The organism is Levilinea saccharolytica (genome assembly GCF_001306035.1).
GTDB lineage: Bacteria > Chloroflexota > Anaerolineae > Anaerolineales > Anaerolineaceae > Levilinea > Levilinea saccharolytica.
The window spans coordinates 107,632-127,128 of record NZ_LGCM01000027.1; the positions used below are offsets into that span (position 1 = coordinate 107,632).

The following is a 19,497-nucleotide window of genomic DNA, read 5'->3' on the forward strand; positions in this document are numbered from 1 at the left end:
GAATATTATCCGTGCGTGATCTGCGCAAGTACGCCCGCCAAACCAACACCCGCCTCATCGTAGGCGGTATCTTACTGCTGTTCATCGTCGGCATCGGGCTGATCTATCTCCTCTATGGGCCTGCCGCGGCCAGCATGGGGTTCCTGTGTATGGGGGTCGGCCTGATTCCCCTCCTGATGATCTTCCTCTTCCTCTGGGTGATCGAATGGGTCACAAAAAAAGCCAATGACAACTGAACCGCAAACCGTTTTGGATCAGGGTTGGATTTTCCGCATCCGCAAAGGCCAGCCCGATAAGCATCCTGTCCCGCTTTTGCTGCTGCACGGGTGGACCGGGGATGAAACCTCTATGTGGATTTTTGCCCAGCACCTTCCCGCTGCTGTGCCCATCCTGGCCCCCCGCGCTCCCTTGCCCGCCGTCCCCAGCGGCTACAGCTGGGCCAAAGTCACCCAGGGTGTGCGCTCGCGCATGGAAGATTTTCTGCCCGCTGCTGCCCAAATGCTGGCACACTTCGACCGTCATCTAAGTGAATTGGGCCTCTCCAATCAGCAGTTCGATTGGATGGGTTTTAGCCAGGGCTGTGCTTTGGGCTACGTGCTCTCCGCCCTCGCCCCCGCGCGCATCCGCCGCGCCGCTGCCCTTTCGGGGTTCATGCCTGCGGGTGTGGAACCGGCCATGCCAGAAGATGCCCTCGCCGGTTCTCATTTCTTTGTCGCTCACGGTTCGTTGGATGAGATCATCCCCATTGAATCTGCCCGTCAAAGCGCCGCTGCGCTTCAGGCCAAAGGCGCAAAAGTGACCTACTGTGAAAGCCCAGTAGGTCACAAACTTAGCTCCGGTTGTTTTCAGGGTCTAGAGGAATTTCTCTCCGCTTAACGACCCTGCGCCAACGAGAACACCCCAACCAACACCCCAATGGCCGCCAGGCTGACAATGATCAGCCCCATAGGAATGCCCCCCACAGTCCCATTCCCAGGGCTGTTGTCCTGAAAAGTTGGAATAGCCAGCGGCGGGGGTGCAGTAAAGGTCGGCAGCCGCGTGACTTCAGCCGTCACCACAAACTGTGCCGCCAGGGTCGGATCAATCGTGATGGTGGCGATCGGCGTGGGGGTGGGCGGCGGCTCAATGATCGGCAAGCTCCCCGGCGAAAGATCCACCAAAGGTGAATACACCCAGGCCAACCCGCCAGGGATACCAGGATATTCAATCAAAATCCAGTCCCCACCTGCCGACCGCCCTTTAGCGTTTGCCACCTGCCCTGCCAATAACACGCCCACTTTATCATAAAAATATCCTGGGCCAGAACGGATATTGATTTGACTCTCGTTCTCCAGCTTCACCCGCACCGTCGGCCCTCCAGGCGTGCTGGTGACCGTCGGTAAATCCGCCGTCGGCCGTTGGGCAAGCACCCGCTTTGGGCTGGACGGCAGCCAGATCATTGCCGCCAACATCAAGCCCACAAAGAAAAACAGTCCAGATCTTAATACCATCTTTTTCATACCTACTCCTTCGCAAACGGGAAAATCCCGTCCTTTTTTACCCACGGTTTCACCGCATTTTGATTATAATCGATACCATGGAACCACGAATCTACCACGGTGATTTTAAACCTTCCACGTTGGCTCAGGCCTTAATTGGCCATTTTAACCGCGGGAATCTTCGCGTGCAGCAATTGGGAGATGACCAAAAAACCATCGTCCAAATTGCCACCCGTGAACGCCCCACTTCAGGAGGGAGCACCGCCCTGACCGTACATCTTCATGCGGTTGCGGACGGTGTCATGGTGCAGGTCAGCCAGCAAGCCTGGTTGGGCGTCGCCGCCAGTCTGGGTATGACCGCCATCGCCGCCCTGCGCAACCCCTTCAGCCTCCTCTCTCGGTTGGATGATCTGGCCCAGGATGTGGAATATCTGCAATTGCGCGACCAGGTTCTGCAAATTCTGGATACTGCCGCCAAACGCATCGGCAGCGGTCACGAATTGAGTGAACGCCTGCGCCGTTCAGTATGCAGTTACTGCGATACGCCCAATCCCGTTGAAGCCTCCAGCTGCAGCGCTTGCGGAGCACCCCTGGGTGATGTTCAACCTCTGACCTGCCGCAAATGTGGATTTGTCGTCCGCCGCTCCGAAACCCGCTGCCCCAACTGCCAGAATCCACTTTAAGCCCACCTGCTCCCACCGTCCAGGACCAGGCAATCTCCCGCCTCCATGAACCAGCCCCATGCAGGGTGCAAATGAATAACGCCATCACAGATATCCCAGGCATACAAGTAGGTCAAGCCCAAGATCTCCAGGCCCTCACCGGCTGCACGGTGATTCTGGCAGAGGATGGAGCTGTCTGCGGCGTGGATCAACGCGGCGGTGCCCCCGGTACACGTGAAACTGACCTTCTCCGTCCTATGCACCTGGTCAATACCGTTCATGCCGTGGTCCTCACCGGCGGTTCCGCTTTTGGGCTGGACTGTGCATCTGGGGTCATGCGCTATTTGGAAGAGCAAAAAATCGGCTTTGACACCGGCTTTGCCCGTGTGCCCATCGTCCCCGCCGCCGTTTTATACGACCTCGGCATCGGCAGTCCTTCGCGCCGTCCGGATGCCGACATGGGCTACCAGGCCGCCCTGGCCGCCTCCACACAACCGCCGCTTCAAGGGAATTTTGGCGCTGGCACAGGCGCAACCGTGGGGAAGATCTTAGGCCCCGCTAACGCCGTAAAATCAGGTATCGGCACAGCCTCGCTGGAAATCGGCGGAGGCGTCAAAGTCGCCGCCATCATCGCCGTCAATGCCTTTGGCGATATCGTGGATCCCGAAACCCACCACATCCTGGCCGGCGCCCGCACCACCACCATCGGCGGCCTCCGTGTGGGCAGCGGTGAAACCTTCGCCGACACCGAAGCCGTCATGCGCACCTTTGCCGGCCGAGCCATCCTCAGCTTTACCGCCGGGCACAACACCGTCATCGGGGCAGTCGCCACCAACGCCAAACTCACCAAAGAAGAAGCCAACAAAGTGGCGCAAATGGCCCATAACGGTCTGGCCCTCACCATCCGCCCGGCCCACACCATGCTTGACGGCGACACCCTTTTTGCCCTGGCGACCGGCAAAAAGAAAGCAGATGTCAACCTGGTGGGCGCCTTCAGCGTACATGTGGTTGCTCAGGCGGTAGTAAACGCCGTTCTTGCGGCTGCCCCCGCCGGCGGGCTGCCTTCACATTCTTCGCTCGCCGTATAGAGGCCCCCATGTCTTCGCACCCCCTGCGAATTTTCACCGGCTCTGCCCATCCCCAGTTGGCCATCGAGATCGCCGATATCCTGGGCGTTCCCCTGGGGCGTTCCACCACGCGCCACCTTCCCGACAGCGAAATCCATGTCATGATCGATGAAAACGTCCGCGATCAAGATATTTTTCTCATCCAGCCCTGCGGTGAGCCGGTCAACGACAATTTCATGGAACTTTTGCTGTATTTGGATGCCTTTCGCCGCGCCAGCGCCCACACCGTTACCGCCGAAATCCCCTATTTTCCTTATGCCCGCCAGGACCGCATGGCCAAAGGCCGCGAGTCCATCAGCGCCCGCGTGGTAGCTACCTTACTGGAAGCTGAGGGTGTCAACCGCGTTGTCTTTGTAGATATCCACAATCCTGCCTCCCAAGGCTACTTTAACATTCCTGTGGATCCGCTCAGCGCCATCCCCGTCTTGGGCGAGTATTTCCGCCGCCCAGAATTCGCGGACTGCGCTGTCGTCTCACCCGATGTCGGCCGTGCTGGGCTGGCCGGAAAATTTGCCGAATTTCTCAACCTGCCCTTGGTGGTCATGCACAAACGCCGCACCAATTTCCAAGAAACGCGCACCACCCATGTTGTAGGGGATATCAAAGGTCGCCGCCCCATCATCATTGATGACATTATCGCCAGCGGAAGCGTCTTAAAACAAATTGATATCTTGTATGATCAAGGCGCCGAGGGCAAAGCCTATTTTGCCATTACCCATCCAGTTTTATTGCCCCCCGCCCTGGGCATTCTCGCCAACCATGAGCGCATTGAGAAATTGGTGGTCACCAACACCCTGCCTGTTGCCCCTTTCAAACGCTCAGAAAAGGTAGAAATCTTATCTATCGCACCCCTTCTGGCTGATATCGTTGACCGCATCCACCACGGGCGCAGCATCTCCGAAAGGCTGGTTTTATCTTGATCATCTTCTTCATCCAGTCAACCCATCCAATCATCTTACGGAAAGGAAATTTGCAATGGTCAAAATCGTAACAGATACCACCTCTGGCCTCACCCTTGAGCAGGCCGCCCAATTGGGTATCCCCTTCATTCCGCAGATCATCGTTTTTGGAAACGAAAACTATCGGGATGACACCGAAATTGATACCAAGACCTTGCTCACCAAACTGCGCGCTTCATCATCTCTTCCGAAAACCGCTGCGCCCCCGCCTGCCCTGTACAACCCTATCTATCAAGAGGCGGTTGAAAAAGGTGAAACCGTCATCGTTATCTGCCCTTCGGCGGAATTATCCGGCACCGTCCGCAGCGCCACCATCGCCGCTCAGGACTTCCCCGGAGCTGACATCCGCGTATTTGACACCCGCACCATCGCAGGTGGTTTGGCCTCAATGGTGCTGCAAGCCAACGAGTGGGCCAAAGAAGGGCTGGACGCGGACACTATCATGGAAAGACTGGGGCAAATGTCCCGCCGTCACCATATCTATTTCCTCGTTGACACATTGGAATATCTGTATAAAGGCGGCCGCATCGGCGGCGCCGCCGCTTTGTTCGGCAGCATTTTACAAGTCAAACCCATTCTCACCCTGCGCAACGGCCGCGCCGAGCCTTTTGAAAGTCAGCGCACCAAGAAGCGCGCCCTCGCCCGCCTGATGGAGATCGTTGCGGAAAAATACCCCAAATCCAAACCTGGCTACCTGTCGGTTATGCGCGGTGAAGCTGAAGAGGAGGCCAAAGCCCTCGCAGAGCAGTTCAGCACCCAGCTCTCCATCCCCAATGTACCCCTCTATCTCATGCCGCCCGCCATCCTCGTACACGCTGGGCCGGGTGTGCTGGCCGTCTCCTTCTTCGCCGAAGAAGAAAACGCCTAGCGATCCCTTACTGCCATAAAATAAAAGGCGCCTTCACGGCGCCTTTTAGGATTCAAATCCTTCTTCGAGAATCTCAATCAATTCTTCTGGCCTCAGCGCAATCGGGTTGGCACGCATACTGCTGGCTGCCTTCGCTTTCTCAACGATCGTCCCAAAATCCTCCCGCCGCACCCCCAGGTCTGCCAGACCGCGGATTTGCAGAGTCTTGCGCAGTGCTTGCAGCTTCCGCACCCCATCTTCCGCCGTAGCCCGTTCCGATCCGGTCAGCCATTGACCTACTTGCTCAAACCGTCGCATAAGCCCAGGGCTGCCGCGCCCAGCTTCGGCACAGCGCAGGTTCACACGCGTCACCGCCGCCAAAAGCGCCGCGCAGATTTCGCCGTGTCCGGCAGTGCACATCCCCCCGATCGGCCCCGCCAGCCCATGCACAGCCCCCAAACCCGCGTTGGCCAACGCCAGCCCTCCCAACAGACTGACCCAGGCCATCTTCGTCCTCGCCCCCAGATTCTGTCCGTCTTCATACGCCGCAGCCAGCGCGTCGCAGGCCGTGCGCAGTCCTTCCTCGCAGAACAAATCGGTTATCGGGTTGGCTCTCAGGCTTAAGGCGGGTTCCAGCACCTGCGTCAGCGCATCCATCCCCGTCGCCGCTGTCACCGCCGGAGGCACACTCAACGTCAGAGTCGGATCCACCACCGCTGCTTGCGGCAGCAGCCAGGGGCTGCGCAGACTCACTTTCACCTGCGCATCTGGCACACCCAGAACGGCGTTCCGCGTCACCTCACTGCCAGTTCCCGCCGTGGTCGGGATCGCGGTTACGGGTAAGGGACGGCAGGTCAGCGGCAGATTCTTGCCCACTACCTCCAGGTAATCGCTGGGCGGCCCGGGATTGGTGGCCAAGGCTGCAATCGCCTTCCCAGCATCCATCACGCTCCCGCCGCCTACCGCTGCCACCTGGCCCGCGCCCATCTTTCGCGCCGCCTCGCCCCCCTGAGCAGCCGTGTCTACCGTCGGTTCGCCAGAGATGACAAACGGTTCCCACGCCAGCCCAGCCAGATCCAACTGGCGGGTTAACAGGCTAACAACCTTTGCGTTTTTTCCATGCACCACCAAGATCGGGCCGTCCACCGCCGCTAGCAGGCTCGTGATTCTCTCGATCTGGCCGCAGCCAAAGTGGATAGACCCTGCGGTCGCAAAATCAAATTTCCATTCCATAGCCCCAGGCCTCATCCGGCGTGTTCAGACTGCGGTACGTCAGCCCTTTCCGCGGACCGTCCATCATACTGTCCACAGCGTCCCGCCAGGTCAGATAATGCGCCGTCTCCCGGTGCAGAGCTTGATCCCCAGGTGTGCGGTAAACCTCCAGCAGGACAAAATTTGCCGGGTCGTCTTTTTGCTGGATCAAGTCAAAGCGCACGATTCCCGCCTCTTTGCGGCTGTTGCGCGCGTTCTCCGCGCTCGCTGCGACAAAATCTTCGATCCTTTCTACTTTCACCCGAATATTCACCAAAACGATGTGCATCCTTCCTCCTTTTTGCTGCCGTTTGGTGCAGCCCACATCTGTCATTCTGGATACAATTATAGATAGGATTTCAATTTTACCCAAAACGAGAGGGAGGCAAATCATGGCGATCAAAGGGATTGATGAAATCACCGGCAAAACCATTGAGCGCGTCATCGTAAAACGAAAAAAAGGCGCTCCAGGCTATGGCTTTGGGATGCAGGTCTTTCTGCTGTTCACCGATCATACCTATTACGAATTTTTTTCCGATTGGTTGATTGGTTTTACCGGCAGGGTATACGAAGGCGGCCGGGAAGAAGTGCTGCGGTATGTCAGCGACGCGATGGAGGTGGAATATGAAGCCTATCTGGATGAAAACGGCCGCCCTGCCAGTTTCCGGCCAAAAAGCGAAAGCTGATTCACCTGCTCTTCTTCACCGCCCAAAGCGCCAATCCCCTCCGCACTCAGATCGGCGCTTGTCCAGTACAATCAAGGCATGATGCCCGTCCCGCTGGATATTCTATTTGAGGATGAGGCCGTCCTGGCCGTCAACAAACCCGCCGGCTTGCTGACCATCCAGGATGGCTACCAGCCCCACCTTCCCCATCTTTACGCCCAAGTCGTTCAGTACCTTGGCCAGGCCTGGATCGTTCACCGCCTGGATAAAGATACCAGCGGCCTGGTTTTATTTGCCAAAACCGCCCCAGCCCATCAAAGGCTCAGCCTCGCTTTTGAACAGCGCCAGGTGCAAAAGACCTATCTGGCCATCTGCCTCGGTCAGCCCACCTGGGAAACACTCACCGTCAACCGCCCCCTGCGCATCAATGTTGGACGCCGCCACCGTACTATCGTAGATCCCAGCCGCGGCCAGCCTGCTCGCACTGATTTCCACGTCATTGAACGCTTTTCCGATTGCGCCTTGGTAGGATGCTCTCCCCATAGTGGCTACACGCATCAAATTCGCGCGCATCTCTTTTCCATCGGCCATCCCATCCTTCAAGACCCCTTGTATTTTTCCGCTGCCGCGCCACCTCCAGCCCAGCCGCCCATCCAACGGCTGGCTTTGCATGCCGCCCAGATTCACCTCACCCACCCGTTCACCTTCCAACCCCTTTCACTTCAGGCTCCAACCCCCACGGATTTTCTGACCGCGATCCAAGCCTTACGTCACTCCGTATAAAAAAGCTGGAACAGGCGTTGTTCTGCCTGTTCCAGCTGCATCCAATTACTTGCTGCGGTCTTATTCCGCCACAGGCAGTTCGGCCATCGGCTTCTTACTCTGCCAGATCGCCCACACCAGCGCAACGGCCAAACCAGCAACCACCAGCCACCCGCCAACACCCAGTTCACGGTGCTGCACGATCACCGGCGCAGCCAACAAGCTGACCATATTCACCACTTTGATCATCGGGTTCAAAGCCGGGCCGGCCGTATCCTTCAATGGATCGCCCACCGTGTCGCCCACCACACCAGCTTTGTGGCGCTCAGAGCCCTTGCCCGTGTTCTTCTCCAGGCTGCGCGGCTCGTCTTCAATCGCCTTTTTGCTGTTATCCCAGGCGCCGCCCGCATTGGCCATGAACACCGCCAGCAGCTGACCGCTCAAGATCACGCCCGCCAGGAAACCGCCCAGCGCCTCAACCTGCAGCACCAGACCCACCAATAGCGGCATCACCACCGAAATGGTCGCCAGCGGGATCAATTCTTTCTGCGATGAAGCTGTGGAAATCGCTACCACCTGCGCATAATCCGGGGTCTTCGTGCCTTCCATGATCCCAGGGATGCGGAACTGCTTGCGGACCTCTTCCACAATCTGACCCGCCGCACGGGACACGGCCTTAATAGACAGCGAGCTGAACAGCCAGGGCAGTGCGCCGCCCAAAAGCAAACCCACGAACACTTTGGTATCCGAAACGCGGATCGCGTCCATGCGCAGCAGACCCAATTGCTCCTGCACCCGACCCACATCCGTGATATAGGAAGCGAACAGGCTCACCGCGGCGATCACCGCCGAAGCGATGGCCACGCCCTTGGTGATGGCCTTGGTCGTGTTGCCCACCGCATCCAGGTCAGCCATAATCTGGCGTGCTTTCAGGGTGTTCTCATCTTCCATACCGTGCCAGGACATTTCGCCAATACCGTTAGCGTTGTCCGAAATCGGTCCGTAAGAGTCCATCGCCACGTTGTTGCCCGTGTGGCTCAACATACCGATACCCACCATCGCCACTGCGTACAAAACGTAGGTGGGGTTCGATTCATTTCCATACAGGAAGATGGCCAACACAAAGCTTGTCGCAACCACCACCAACGCCCACACGCTTGATTCCATACCCACCGACAGACCCGAGAGGATCGTGGTCGCCGGGCCGGTTTTGGTGGATTTGACAATTTCCTGAACCGGGGAACGCCGCGTCGAAGTGAAGTATGAGGTCAGCGGGTTGAAGACCACCGCCAGCGCCACGCCGATCGTGGTCAGCATGCCCAACCGCCAGTCTTTGGCGTACACCATCGCAACGACAAAGGCCCACACCACCGTGTTGACGCTGGAGACTTCGTACGAGCGGAACATAGCTTCTTCCGCATCGTGTGCGCGCAGGAATTTTATGGGGAACTTTTCCCAAATCGGAACAGTGAACGTTCCCAGAATGGAGCTGATCACGCCAATGGCACGGATGATCAACGGATAAACGATCCAGCGCAGTTTCAGGTCCGACGGGTCAATCGCCACCAGGGCCAGGCCCAGGATCAAACCGGAAACGATGGTGACTTCATAACTTTCGAAAATGTCCGCGGCCATACCAGCGCAGTCGCCCACGTTGTCGCCCACCAGGTCCGCGATCACCGCCGCATTGCGCGGGTCATCTTCGGGAATATCTTTTTCAACCTTACCTACCAGGTCCGCGCCTACATCCGCAGCCTTGGTAAAAATGCCGCCGCCCACGCGCATAAACAACGCCAGCAGCGTACCGCCGAAGCCAAACCCCAATAAAGCGTCTGGCGCAGCCCGACCGAAAATGATGAAGATGATCGTACCGCCGAACAGACCCAGGCCATCCGTCAACATGCCCGTGATCGTCCCGGCGTAATAAGCGATGGACAGCGCTTCGTTAAAGCCGCGGCGAGCCGCAGAAGCAGCGCGCACATTCGCTTGAATCGCCATGCGCATGCCCAGTTGACCCACCAAAAGCGAGAAGAAGGCGCCCATCACAAACGCCACCGTGCGGCCGACCGCGATGATGAAAGTGGTATTTTCTGGGAATTCTTCCACCGCTTCCACCGTCGGCGGCACAATGTACACGCTCAGGAACAACGCAACCGTCAAGAGCAAGATCGCGGGTAGAATCGTTTTGAACTGGCGATTCAAATAGCTATCCGCACCAACCCGAATAGCGTTCCACACTTCCTGCATCTTCTCGGTGCCTTTGTCCTTGTTCAGGACGGTACCTCGCAGTAACCATGCGTAAAGCAGGCTGACAAATGCGGTGATCATAACTCCGACAATGGCAATCTGTTCGAAGTTATTCAAACCGTGCCTCGCAAGGCCTAACAGATTAAGATCCATGGTTCCTCCGCACGATATAAGGATATGAACTTAAAACACCGTGATATTTTGCACTTTTGAAAGTGCAGTTTCAATTTTACATCAATTTGAAAGAAAAGCAACACTTTTTATAGCTTAATTCCCTGTGTTCATTTCAATCGTCAATCGCAGCCTCCTTCTTCTCTATTGTAACCCCGTTAATATAGATTAGGATTGCATTAGAATTCATTCTACTTATTGACTTTTGTCGCGCCGTTGTTGTATAGTTTTACTCGATCTGAAAAGGTTGTCAATTCCTCAAGCACACCCATCGAAGCGGGCGGATCCAAGAATCCGCTCGTTTCGTCGCATGGACTACAGCATAAGATAGACAAGCGAGGAGCAAGGTATGATCCGAGTATCCAATTTGACCAAAGATTACGGATCGCGCAGGGCCATCAGCGACTTAACCTTCAACATCGAAAAGGGAGAGATCGTTGCTTTTCTCGGCCCCAATGGTGCGGGTAAAACCACCACCATGCGCATCCTCTCTGGTTACATGCCCCCCTCCCAGGGCATTGTAGAAGTCAACGGCTTCGATATTATTGAACAATCCCTTGAAGTGCGTCGCCTGGTCGGTTATCTGCCAGAGACTGTGCCATTATACCCGGACTTAAGCGTTTTCGAGTACCTAAAATTCATGGCGGATCTGCGCAAAATTAAACAGGCTGAAGACCGCGTGGATGAAGTGATCGAAATGGTTCGCCTCGGAGACCGCAGCAACAGTTATATCGGAAACCTCTCCAAAGGCATGCGCCAGCGCGTAGGTCTGGCTCAAGCCCTTCTGCACAAACCCGAAGTCCTCATCCTGGATGAACCCACGATCGGCCTGGATCCTGCGCAAATCATCGAAGTGCGCAATCTCATCCGAGAAGTGGGGCGTGAGCACACCGTCTTGCTTTCCACCCACATCCTGCCAGAGGCTCAGCAGGTTTGCAGCCGCGTTCTCATCATTAACAAAGGCAAGATTGTCGCTGAAGATACCACCGAAAACCTGCAAAACCGCCTAACGGGTTCCGTCCGCTTCCGCATCCGCCTGCGCGGCGACGCCTCTGCAGCCGCCCAAAAAATCGGGCAAATCCACGGCGTCCTGCATGCCCAGGCTGCCGATACCGACCTGGTCGAATTTGAATCCGCTCCAGGCCAGGATGTCCGCGCCGAAGCCGCCCGGGTCATCGTCCAAAGCGGACTCGACTTGTTGGAGCTTCAGCCCGCCAGCCTGAGCCTCGAAGACATCTTCTTGCAGCTCACGCAAGAAGAAGAACCTGCGCCCACACCCGAATTGGGCCAGCCAGAACCCGCCCCAGAGATGGAAGCCTGATCGAGGGTATGAAACCATGCACAACATTTGGGTAATCGCCAAGCGCGAATACAAACTCTTCTTCATCAGTCCTATCGCTTATGGACTGCTCTTTGTAACCCTCCTCACTTTAGGCGGGTTTCTATTCCTGGATATCCTATACGCCACCCAGACCCAGGCTTTTGTCCCCAACATTCAGCGCACCTTCCAGCTCTTCATCTTCCCACTGCTCTTCCTCTCCGTTCCCGCCATCACCATGCGCACCCTGGCCGAAGAGAATCGCGCGGGTACTCTGGAGCTGCTCCTCACCGCTCCGGTGACCGATTGGGAACTCGTCTTCGGCAAATGGCTGGGCACCTTCTTCTTCTTTGTCACCAGCATTGCTCTCACCCTGGTGTACCCGCTCATCCTTAACTCCATTGTGGATCCTGGGATTGATCAAGGGGTCCTCATCAGCGGTTACATCGGCCTGATCCTCATCACCGCTGCCATGAGCGCCATCGGCGTCCTCGTTTCCTCTTTCTTCCGCAATCAGGTCGCCGCTCTCCTGGTCACCTTTGGGGTGATCATCCTCTTCTGGGTCATCGGCAGCCCCGCACAGTTGGTGGATGGGGTCGCAGCCGACGTGCTGCGCTATCTCAGTCTGACAGAACATTTTTACGACAGCTTCCTCATCGGCCTGGTCCGCATTCAGGATGTCGTCTACTACCTCAGCATGACAGCCATCGCACTCTTCTTAGGATCCATCTCAGTTGAAGCCCGGAGGTGGCGGTAATGAACACTCAGTGGCGAAAATTCGCGCCTTTTGGCCTGTATCTGGCCCTCACGGCTCTGGCGGTTTCTGTTGGCTTGTATATTGTCCGCCGCACCTTTGATTTACCTCTGCAAATTACCCTGGGGCTGGTTGTGCTGGGTCTGGCAGCCTTCGTCATCCTCGACCCTCAGAAAACGCGAGAGCTTCTCACCGGCCGGCAGGCCAAATACGGCAGCAACGCTTTCCTGATGACACTGGCCTTCATCGGTATTCTCGTGGTCGTCAATGTCCTGGTCTTCAACAATTCAAAATCCTGGGACTTGACTGAAGACAAACAGCACACACTCTCCAAAGAAACCCTCGAGACCCTCGAAAAACTCCCCGAGCCCATCATTGTGCAGGCCTTTTTCAGCAGCCGCTACCCCTATTCCACAGAACAGACCCGCACTCTGCTGAACAGCTATGCCGATAACAGCGCCGGGAAACTCACCTATGAGTTCATTGACCCTGAAGCAAATCCCATCGCTGCACAAAACGCGCAGATCACTCGCGACGGCACTCTGGTTTTCCGCATGGGCGACCGCTCAGAGCAGGTGACCTACGCCGACGAAACCGAAATGACCTCGGCCCTCATCCGCCTGGCCAACCCCGGCGACCGCACGGTCTATTTCCTCACTGGCCACGGTGAATCCCCCCTGGAGCCCGCCGGAGAAATGTCCCTCAGCCAGCTCAAAACCGTGCTGGAGAGCAAGAATTACACAGTAAAATCGTTGGATCTGCTCAGCAACCCGTCTATCCCTGAGGACGCACTCACCATCATCATCGCTGGCGGCCTGAAACCCATCTCCGACCAGGAAAAAGAACTTTTCAAAGCCTACCTGGAAAGCGGAAAATCCCTGGTGGTTCTTTCTGAACCCCCGGCAGTCTCCGGCACCGAAGGCGTTGTTTCTCCATTAGAAACCTATCTCTCCGAATCCTGGGGCATCACCCTTGATAATGACGTGGTTATTGACCCCAACGTCAACCCGCCCCTCATCGCGGTCTCAGATACAGCCTCCTACGGCAGCCATCCAATCACCGAACGCCTGCAGGGTATGGCCACCATCTTCCCCACCTCGCGCTCCATCACCCTTCAGACTGAGCTGCCCGAAAATGTCAGCCTGACCCCCCTGGTAGTCACCTCACAAAACGCCTGGGGCGAAACCGATATCAACAGCATCGAATCGAACCAGGTCACCGTGGACGCCGCCAGCGATCATGTTGGCCCCGTAACCCTGGTCGCAGCCGCTCAGAACACAGCCACCCAGGCGCGCCTGGTGGTGGTGGGTGATTCTGATTTCCTCAACGATACCTATTTTTCCAACTACGGCAACGGCGACCTGATCGTCAACGCCATTGACTGGGCTGCTGCGCAGGAAAACTTGCTCAACCTTACCCCTAAGCAGACCACAGAGCGCGTCTTAATCACCCCAGAAAACTACCAGATCGGCTTGATGTTCCTCATTCTGGTCCTGGTCATGCCCCTCGCCGTGGTCGCCCTGGGCGTCACCGTCTGGATTCAACGCAAACGCAGGATGTGAAAATGATCCGACGATCCACTTGGGTTCTCCTCATTATTTTCCTGCTGGCTCTCGCAGGCCTGCTCTTCCTGTCGCGCCGTCCGCAAGGGCTGAAGGTCATTCAAGACGCCACGCCCACGGCTGCCCCCATCACGTTTCTGGACTACGCTTCCGAAGATGTGGCCCGCCTTACCATCCAGCCCAAAGGACTCCCCGCCTTTACGCTGGAGCGCAGCCCGCAATCCCTATGGCAGCACCTCGCGGTAGATCCGCGCCCGCTCGACCCGGCTAAGGTGGAAGAATTGGTGGCAACCATCCCCACCCTCCAGGCTCAGAGCCAGTTGGATGCCGCACCGCCTGATTCGGCCACCGGTTTGCAAAGCTCGCCCATCCTCATCACCCTGGAATTCAAAGATGGGCACAAAACCACCGTCCGCTTCGGCAATCTGACCCCCACCAGCTCCGGCTATTACGCCCAGGTGGACAGCGGCCCAGTGGTGGTGCTGAATAAAACATCGTTCGATAATCTTTCACCATTAATGGCTTTGGGGGGCCTGGTGCAGCCGGTTCCAATGCCCTGACGTTTTGTACAGAGCTGGCACCGCTGTCGCTATTGCTTTTTATCTGGAAAATGTGTATTCTGGAATGGATAACAGCCTTCCATTCCAGCTCATTCTGAATGTTAAATTACTTCGCTTGCGAAGAGGAATATACGCGTGTCTATGGATGACGAACTGATTACTGTAGTGGATGATGATGAGGAAGAGTATCCTGCGATAGCCCGGTTAATTGAAATTGGGCGCCAGAAGTCCTATGTAACCATCGATGACATCTTGCACTTCTTCCCAGAAGCCGAACAAGATGTCGAGCAGCTGGAAGAAGCTTTTGCTGCTCTGATGAGCGCCGGGATTTCGTATATTGAGGATACCAACCTTGAGGAACCCTCTGACGAAGAGTTAGAGATGGATTCTGACCGTGTGCGCACTGAGAGCGCCGAACCTGAAGCCAATTTTGACGATCTAGCCAATATTGACACAGACGATACCATTGGGTTGTATCTTAAAGAGGTCAGCCGCGTTCCATTATTAAACGCGGAGGAAGAAGTCGAGCTTGCCCAGCGCATTGAACGCGGACGCATGGCGCGCGAAGAGTTAGCCCGCGGCAATGTCAGCATGCGCCGCCGCATGGAACTTCGCCGCCTCATTGAAGATGGCTGGGCCGCCCGCGAGCACCTCATCACCGCCAACTCGCGCCTAGTCATCTCCGTTGCCAAAAAATACATGGGGCGCGGTGTCCCTTTTCTGGATCTCATTCAGGAAGGCAACATCGGTCTGATCCGCGCCACCAAAAAGTTCGATTACCGCCGCGGGCATAAGTTTTCCACCTATGCCACCTGGTGGATCCGCCAGGCCGTCACGCGCGCCATCGCCGATCAGGGCCGCACCATTCGCGTCCCCGTCCATATGGGCGACCAGATCAATAAGCTTCTCCGCATCCAACATCAGCTCACCCAGCGCTTAGGCCGCGAGCCCTCGGTGGAAGAACTGGCAGAAGCCCTGGATGTTCCCCCCAAGAAAGTGGAGAACATGATTCAGGTGGCCCGCCGCCCGCTGTCGTTAGAAACTCCCACCGATGACGAAGAAGATTCGGTCTTGGGTGATTTCATCGAGGATGACGAAGCGCCGCCCCCCGATGACACTGCCACCTACAACCTGCTGCGCGAGCATCTTGAGGAAGTCCTCAATTCGTTGCCCCCGCGCGAAGTCCGCATCCTCCAGCTCCGCTACGGTCTCCTGGACGGTCAGGCTTACACCCTCGAAGAAGTCGGACGCAAAATGGGCGTCACCCGTGAACGTGTTCGCCAGATCGAAGCCCAGGCCCTCAGCCGCCTGCGTCACCCCACCATTCGCCGCAAACTACGCGACTACCTCGGCGATTAGCGGCTTGATATTCGACCTTACCGCGCGATCCCCCCTCTCTGGGCGGTCGCGCGCTTTTTTATCCTGTGATAAAATGCTATTAATCGTCAATGTTCGTTGCAATTTCACAGATCACCGGTCTTTTCGCAGTGGATTGGGGCTAACCGCCCTAAATCATAAGGGAGGCGCTTCATGCCGAAAGTTTCGTTAAGAGTGTATAACCGGGAAATCGAAAGTCTGATTAGCCGCGGCCAAACGGAAGAAGCGATTGCGCACTGCAAATATATCCTTAAGCAGTTTCCCAAACACATTGACACCTACCGCTTATTAGGCAAAGCCTATCTGGAATCACAGCGCTATACCGAAGCCGCCGATATCATGCAGCGCGTTTTGGCCGTAGTCCCAGATGATTTTGTCTCTCAGCTCGGCATGGGAATTATTCGTGAGGACGAAGGCAATATGGATGCTGCTATCTGGCACATCGAACGCGCCTTCGAAATCCAGCCCACCAACAAAGCCGTTCAGGATGAACTGCGCCGCTTATACGGCCGTCGCGACGGCAGTGAACCCGCCCGCATTCGCAACACCCGCGGCGCACTGGTACGGCTCTACGCCCGCGGCGAACTGTACAATCAGGCCATCGCCGAATCCCGCGCTGCCCTGGCCGAAGATCCCCGCCGCATTGACCTGGAAATTATCCTGGCGCGCATGTATTACCTATCTGGCAAGAAGGTGGAAGCCACCGAGGTTTGCGGCCGCCTGATCCAGCGCCTGCCCTTCTGCTATGAAGCCAACCGCATTCTGGCTGAAATCCTGCCCACCACCTCGCGCGCCGATGACGCCCGTGTCTATCAGCAAAACATCAATGCGCTCGATCCTTACGCGGCCTTCCTGACCACCGCCATCCGCACCACCGATCAAGTCCCCGATAACGCCGTGATGTTGGAACGTCTGGAGTACATCCCCACCCAGGCTGCCCCAGATCAGCCCGCCTGGGCGCAGACGGTTGGCGTCCAACTGGAGGAAGAATCCGCCGATACCCCCGATTGGCTCATCGCCCCCCCCGGAGAACCCTCCGCCGCCGGCTCACAGGCAGAGGAAATCTCCTTCGAACCTGCTGCCAACTCCGATGAAACCATCCCCGACTGGATGAAAACCGCGGGATGGCAGCCCTCCACCGGACCCGAAGAGCCTGTCTCATTTCTGAGCGAGGAGGAGCCCTCTGAAGGCGCCTTGCCAGACACGCCGGTTGCCGCCAACATCCCGGATTGGCTCAAAGAAATGGCACCTCCCGCCCAGGATCCATCCGAAAGCGGAATCTCTTTAGACGCTGTCAATCCTGCGGAAGACGAACAACTGAAAGCCCTCGAATCGCTGTTGGGTGAAGCCAATTCCGCTGGTGAAGCCCCTCTGCCTGCCACCCAGCCCGCCGAAGCTCAGCCCGACCTTCCGGACTGGTTCTCCGCAGTCACCGAAGAAAACGCTGCCCCTTCGCAAGATGACCTCCCCGCCTGGTTAACCCCGCAGGAAGGCGAGCTTTCACCCGCAGACTCTGCACCCTTCGAGCTTTCACAAGCCGCTGCTGAATCAGAAGTTCTTTCTGCCGAGACCAAGGCGGCGCCCGCCGCTGAATCAGAGCCGGCAGACGATCTTCCTGACTGGTTGAAATCGGATGATTCCCCCAGCCTGATGGATGCCTTTGGCGAAACCTCCGCCGAGACGCCGCTTGCTACTCCTTTAGAATCAGGGGAAACCACGGCTGAACCCCCCGCAGGCGATTTGCCCGATTGGCTCGCACCGGTGGAGGAAGTTGCCCCGGCTCAGGAATTCCCCGTCGAGCCGCAGCAACTCCCTGAATGGCTGCGTCAGGTCGAAGCCGAAGAGCCTGCCGCCGAAATAGAAGGTGAAGCCCCCTTCATCTCCACCCATGACCTGACCCAGGAAGCCGCCGCTCCAGCCTCCGCCTTTGCCGCCGAAGATGCCCTTCCCGAATGGCTCCGCGAATCCACCTCAGCCGCAGACGAAACCGCGACCGCTGAGCCCATTCAGGATGCATTCACACCGCTTGAAGTCCCGGAGACCCCAACCTTCGAGCCGCTTCCTGAGGTCATCCCCAACTCAGCATCGTTTGCGGCTGAAGATGTTGCCGAAACCACGGGTGAAGTGGATCATGCACAGCCTGCCCCCGCCGCAGAAGGCGATATGGACGAAGCTTTCGCCTGGCTTGAATCGCTGGCTGCCCGCCAGGGTGCCGAGGAAGGTCTGCTCCTCAACCCTGAAGATCGCCACAGTGATACGCCTGAGTGGCTCCAAGCCGCCGAATCCGAGCTGCCGTCCTCCTCAGCCGAGTCTGCGCCCGTCAGCGAGGAGAGCCTGGAGCTGCCCCAAGACCTTCAGGTTTCGGACGAAAGCCCGGTTAGCCTAGTGGAAGAAGAACCGCCCGCCCCTTCCGCAGTGGAAGCCTCTGCCCCCGCCGCCGAAATTCCCGCCCCCGCCGCCGAAAGCGACATGGACGAAGCCTTTGCCTGGCTCGAATCCTTAGCCGCCCGCCAGGGGGCCGAAGAGGGCCTCCTGACCAACCCCCAGGATCAACCGGCGGCCATGCCCGATTGGCTCCAGGCAGAGGTGGAAACCCCTGAGGCTGAAGTTCCTGTTAGCTCGGAAGCTGAACTTGTTGAAAGCGCGGAGAGTCCCGCCGAACCCGAACCCATCGAAGCGGCCTCCTCACCATTTATCGAGGTCTCCCCGGTCTCCGAACATCCCGCAGAAGAAACTCCGTCAGAAGCGGCGCCGGCCGTTTCTCCCTTACTGACATCGGATAGTTCGGCCGCCGCCCCCGATGACCTCGACTCGGCTTTTGCCTGGTTAGAAAATCTAGCCGAACGCCAGGGCGCACAAGAAGGATTGCTCCTCCAACCTGAAGATCGCCTGGAAACACCGCCCACCTGGATTGAAGAGACTGCCGCTGCTGAAGAGCCGGCAGAAGAAACCCCTGCTCCCACGTTGGAAGATACCGCCCCGGTTCGCGTCAGCCCAGAGCCTTTTACCGCGGTCGAAGAACCCGTCTCCGTGCCGCCCACTGCCGTCGAGGAAACCCCCGATGAGCTGTCTGAATCCGAAGAGGTAATTGCACAAGAATTTCCATCGGCAGTCGAAGAGGCTGCCGATACCCAACCCTCCATCGAATTGCCTTCCGCGGAAGAGGATCTCCCTCCTCTCCCGGACTGGCTCAAGGGTATAGAAGAAGAAACCGACAGCGTGCTCGAAGCTGCGCCGCCGTTGGACTCTGCCCTCGAAGAAACGCCCGCCGCGCCGGTGGAAGAGCCGTTCGCCGCGGCAGAAGAAAACGCCGCTCCCATCGCCGAGACCGAAGGCGAAGCTCTCTTTGCGGAAGTCCCATCCGCGGAACTTCCCGCCCAAGAAATGCCTACCGAGGAAGTCGCTGCAGCCGAAATGCCAGCGGAACCAGTCTTCTCCGCGCCGCCTGCGGTATCTGTGCCGGTGCAAAGTACCCTGGATCCTGACACCGCCCAACAGCTTCTTGCCCAGGCTCGCGGCGCCCTGGATGAAAACCAGGTCGAGACCGCTGCTGAAACCTATGCGCAATTAATTCAATCTGGAGCCAATCTCGATGAGGTCACGCAGGATCTCAAAACCGCTCTCTTCCGCTACCCCATGCAGATTGAGCTGTACCAGGTATTGGGGGATGCCTACTTAAAGACCGATAGGCTTCAAGAAGCCTTAGATACCTTCACCAAAGCAGAAGAACTGCTGCGCTAATCTTTCAGGAGGTCAT

The 19,497-nt window shown here is 57.3% G+C and carries 18 protein-coding genes; 14 read left to right on the forward strand and 4 right to left on the reverse strand.

The window, feature by feature from the left end; translation table 11 throughout:
- Nucleotides 1-11: 11 nt before the first annotated feature.
- On the forward strand, nt 12-236 hold the full coding sequence (locus tag ADN01_RS06605; protein ID WP_062418503.1) for a hypothetical protein: 225 nt from the start codon (nt 12-14) through the stop codon (nt 234-236).
- A complete protein-coding gene (locus ADN01_RS06610; RefSeq protein WP_062418504.1) occupies nt 226-876 on the forward strand; it encodes an alpha/beta hydrolase in 651 nt (216 codons plus the stop codon). Before ADN01_RS06605 ends, ADN01_RS06610 begins: the two co-directional genes overlap by 11 nt.
- Here the strand turns inward: ADN01_RS06610 and ADN01_RS06615 are convergent.
- Nucleotides 873-1,499, reverse strand: a complete 627-nt coding sequence (locus ADN01_RS06615; RefSeq protein ID WP_062418505.1) for an SH3 domain-containing protein — start codon at nt 1,497-1,499, stop codon at nt 873-875. The genes ADN01_RS06610 and ADN01_RS06615 overlap by 4 nt on opposite strands.
- Before the next feature lie 77 nt (nt 1,500-1,576).
- Between ADN01_RS06615 and ADN01_RS06620 the strand changes: the two genes are divergently transcribed.
- From ADN01_RS06620 to ADN01_RS06635, 4 genes are all read left to right on the forward strand, one after another.
- Complete coding sequence (locus ADN01_RS06620; RefSeq protein ID WP_062418506.1) at nt 1,577-2,161, forward strand: zinc ribbon domain-containing protein; 585 nt, start codon at nt 1,577-1,579, stop codon at nt 2,159-2,161.
- A gap of 71 nt (nt 2,162-2,232) precedes the next feature.
- Entirely contained in the window at nt 2,233-3,228 is a 996-nt protein-coding gene (locus ADN01_RS06625) for a P1 family peptidase (RefSeq protein WP_062418507.1), read from the forward strand.
- Nucleotides 3,229-3,236: 8 nt separating this feature from the next.
- Nucleotides 3,237-4,187 carry a ribose-phosphate diphosphokinase gene (locus ADN01_RS06630; protein WP_062418508.1) on the forward strand — a complete coding sequence of 317 codons (951 nt, stop codon included), beginning with the start codon at nt 3,237-3,239 and terminating at the stop codon, nt 4,185-4,187.
- Nucleotides 4,188-4,242: 55 nt separating this feature from the next.
- Nucleotides 4,243-5,094, forward strand: coding sequence for a DegV family protein (locus ADN01_RS06635; protein ID WP_062418509.1), 852 nt, complete (start codon nt 4,243-4,245; stop codon nt 5,092-5,094).
- Between the two features lie 45 nt (nt 5,095-5,139).
- Here ADN01_RS06635 and ADN01_RS06640 read toward each other — a convergent pair whose 3' ends face one another.
- Entirely contained in the window at nt 5,140-6,306 is a 1,167-nt protein-coding gene (locus ADN01_RS06640) for an iron-containing alcohol dehydrogenase (protein ID WP_113918863.1), read from the reverse strand.
- Complete coding sequence (locus ADN01_RS06645; protein ID WP_062418511.1) at nt 6,290-6,613, reverse strand: putative quinol monooxygenase; 324 nt, start codon at nt 6,611-6,613, stop codon at nt 6,290-6,292. Before ADN01_RS06645 ends, ADN01_RS06640 begins: the two co-directional genes overlap by 17 nt.
- Before the next feature lie 103 nt (nt 6,614-6,716).
- On the opposite strand from ADN01_RS06645, the gene ADN01_RS06650 reads away from it, so the two are divergent.
- Both ADN01_RS06650 and ADN01_RS06655 read left to right on the forward strand, forming a co-directional pair.
- Complete coding sequence (locus ADN01_RS06650) at nt 6,717-7,010, forward strand: hypothetical protein (protein WP_062418512.1); 294 nt, start codon at nt 6,717-6,719, stop codon at nt 7,008-7,010.
- Nucleotides 7,011-7,088: 78 nt separating this feature from the next.
- Complete coding sequence (locus ADN01_RS06655; RefSeq protein WP_082142806.1) at nt 7,089-7,772, forward strand: RluA family pseudouridine synthase; 684 nt, start codon at nt 7,089-7,091, stop codon at nt 7,770-7,772.
- Nucleotides 7,773-7,832: 60 nt separating this feature from the next.
- On the opposite strand, the gene ADN01_RS06660 is transcribed toward ADN01_RS06655, so the two are convergent.
- Nucleotides 7,833-10,151 carry a sodium-translocating pyrophosphatase gene (locus ADN01_RS06660; protein ID WP_062418514.1) on the reverse strand — a complete coding sequence of 773 codons (2,319 nt, stop codon included), beginning with the start codon at nt 10,149-10,151 and terminating at the stop codon, nt 7,833-7,835.
- A gap of 367 nt (nt 10,152-10,518) precedes the next feature.
- On the opposite strand from ADN01_RS06660, the gene ADN01_RS06665 reads away from it, so the two are divergent.
- The 6 genes from ADN01_RS06665 to ADN01_RS06690 all read left to right on the forward strand — a co-directional run bounded on the left by ADN01_RS06665 (nt 10,519) and on the right by ADN01_RS06690 (nt 19,481).
- Nucleotides 10,519-11,490, forward strand: coding sequence for an ABC transporter ATP-binding protein (locus ADN01_RS06665; RefSeq protein WP_062418515.1), 972 nt, complete (start codon nt 10,519-10,521; stop codon nt 11,488-11,490).
- A 16-nt stretch (nt 11,491-11,506) separates the two neighbouring features.
- Nucleotides 11,507-12,244 (forward strand): ABC transporter permease, encoded by a 738-nt coding sequence (locus ADN01_RS06670; RefSeq protein ID WP_062418516.1) that lies wholly within the window; start codon nt 11,507-11,509, stop codon nt 12,242-12,244.
- Complete coding sequence (locus ADN01_RS06675) at nt 12,244-13,803, forward strand: GldG family protein (protein WP_062418517.1); 1,560 nt, start codon at nt 12,244-12,246, stop codon at nt 13,801-13,803. The genes ADN01_RS06670 and ADN01_RS06675 overlap by 1 nt, the downstream gene beginning before the upstream one ends.
- Before the next feature lie 2 nt (nt 13,804-13,805).
- Entirely contained in the window at nt 13,806-14,363 is a 558-nt protein-coding gene (locus ADN01_RS06680; RefSeq protein WP_062418518.1) for a DUF4340 domain-containing protein, read from the forward strand.
- Between the two features lie 141 nt (nt 14,364-14,504).
- The gene (locus ADN01_RS06685) at nt 14,505-15,722 is read left to right on the forward strand and encodes a sigma-70 family RNA polymerase sigma factor (RefSeq protein WP_062418519.1); all 1,218 of its coding nucleotides are present in this window, start codon (nt 14,505-14,507) and stop codon (nt 15,720-15,722) included.
- Between the two features lie 171 nt (nt 15,723-15,893).
- Complete coding sequence (locus tag ADN01_RS06690) at nt 15,894-19,481, forward strand: tetratricopeptide repeat protein (protein WP_082142807.1); 3,588 nt, start codon at nt 15,894-15,896, stop codon at nt 19,479-19,481.
- Nucleotides 19,482-19,497 lie beyond the last annotated feature (16 nt).

Excerpts from the sequence above, each read along its gene's own strand:
- ADN01_RS06615 (WP_062418505.1), bottom strand. The coding sequence starts at position 1,499 with ATGAAAAAGATGGTATTAAGATCTGGACTGTTTTTCTTTGTGGGCTTG.
- ADN01_RS06640 (WP_113918863.1), bottom strand. The coding sequence starts at position 6,306 with ATGGAATGGAAATTTGATTTTGCGACCGCAGGGTCTATCCACTTTGGC.
- ADN01_RS06670 (WP_062418516.1), top strand. The coding sequence starts at position 11,507 with ATGCACAACATTTGGGTAATCGCCAAGCGCGAATACAAACTCTTCTTC.
- ADN01_RS06625 (WP_062418507.1), top strand. The coding sequence starts at position 2,233 with ATGAATAACGCCATCACAGATATCCCAGGCATACAAGTAGGTCAAGCC.
- ADN01_RS06610 (WP_062418504.1), top strand. The coding sequence starts at position 226 with ATGACAACTGAACCGCAAACCGTTTTGGATCAGGGTTGGATTTTCCGC.
- ADN01_RS06680 (WP_062418518.1), top strand. The coding sequence starts at position 13,806 with ATGATCCGACGATCCACTTGGGTTCTCCTCATTATTTTCCTGCTGGCT.
- ADN01_RS06665 (WP_062418515.1), top strand. The coding sequence starts at position 10,519 with ATGATCCGAGTATCCAATTTGACCAAAGATTACGGATCGCGCAGGGCC.
- ADN01_RS06690 (WP_082142807.1), top strand. The coding sequence starts at position 15,894 with ATGCCGAAAGTTTCGTTAAGAGTGTATAACCGGGAAATCGAAAGTCTG.
- ADN01_RS06645 (WP_062418511.1), bottom strand. The coding sequence starts at position 6,613 with ATGCACATCGTTTTGGTGAATATTCGGGTGAAAGTAGAAAGGATCGAA.
- ADN01_RS06655 (WP_082142806.1), top strand. The coding sequence starts at position 7,089 with ATGATGCCCGTCCCGCTGGATATTCTATTTGAGGATGAGGCCGTCCTG.
- ADN01_RS06685 (WP_062418519.1), top strand. The coding sequence starts at position 14,505 with ATGGATGACGAACTGATTACTGTAGTGGATGATGATGAGGAAGAGTAT.
- ADN01_RS06620 (WP_062418506.1), top strand. The coding sequence starts at position 1,577 with ATGGAACCACGAATCTACCACGGTGATTTTAAACCTTCCACGTTGGCT.
- ADN01_RS06630 (WP_062418508.1), top strand. The coding sequence starts at position 3,237 with ATGTCTTCGCACCCCCTGCGAATTTTCACCGGCTCTGCCCATCCCCAG.
- ADN01_RS06635 (WP_062418509.1), top strand. The coding sequence starts at position 4,243 with ATGGTCAAAATCGTAACAGATACCACCTCTGGCCTCACCCTTGAGCAG.
- ADN01_RS06660 (WP_062418514.1), bottom strand. The coding sequence starts at position 10,151 with ATGGATCTTAATCTGTTAGGCCTTGCGAGGCACGGTTTGAATAACTTC.
- ADN01_RS06650 (WP_062418512.1), top strand. The coding sequence starts at position 6,717 with ATGGCGATCAAAGGGATTGATGAAATCACCGGCAAAACCATTGAGCGC.
- ADN01_RS06675 (WP_062418517.1), top strand. The coding sequence starts at position 12,244 with ATGAACACTCAGTGGCGAAAATTCGCGCCTTTTGGCCTGTATCTGGCC.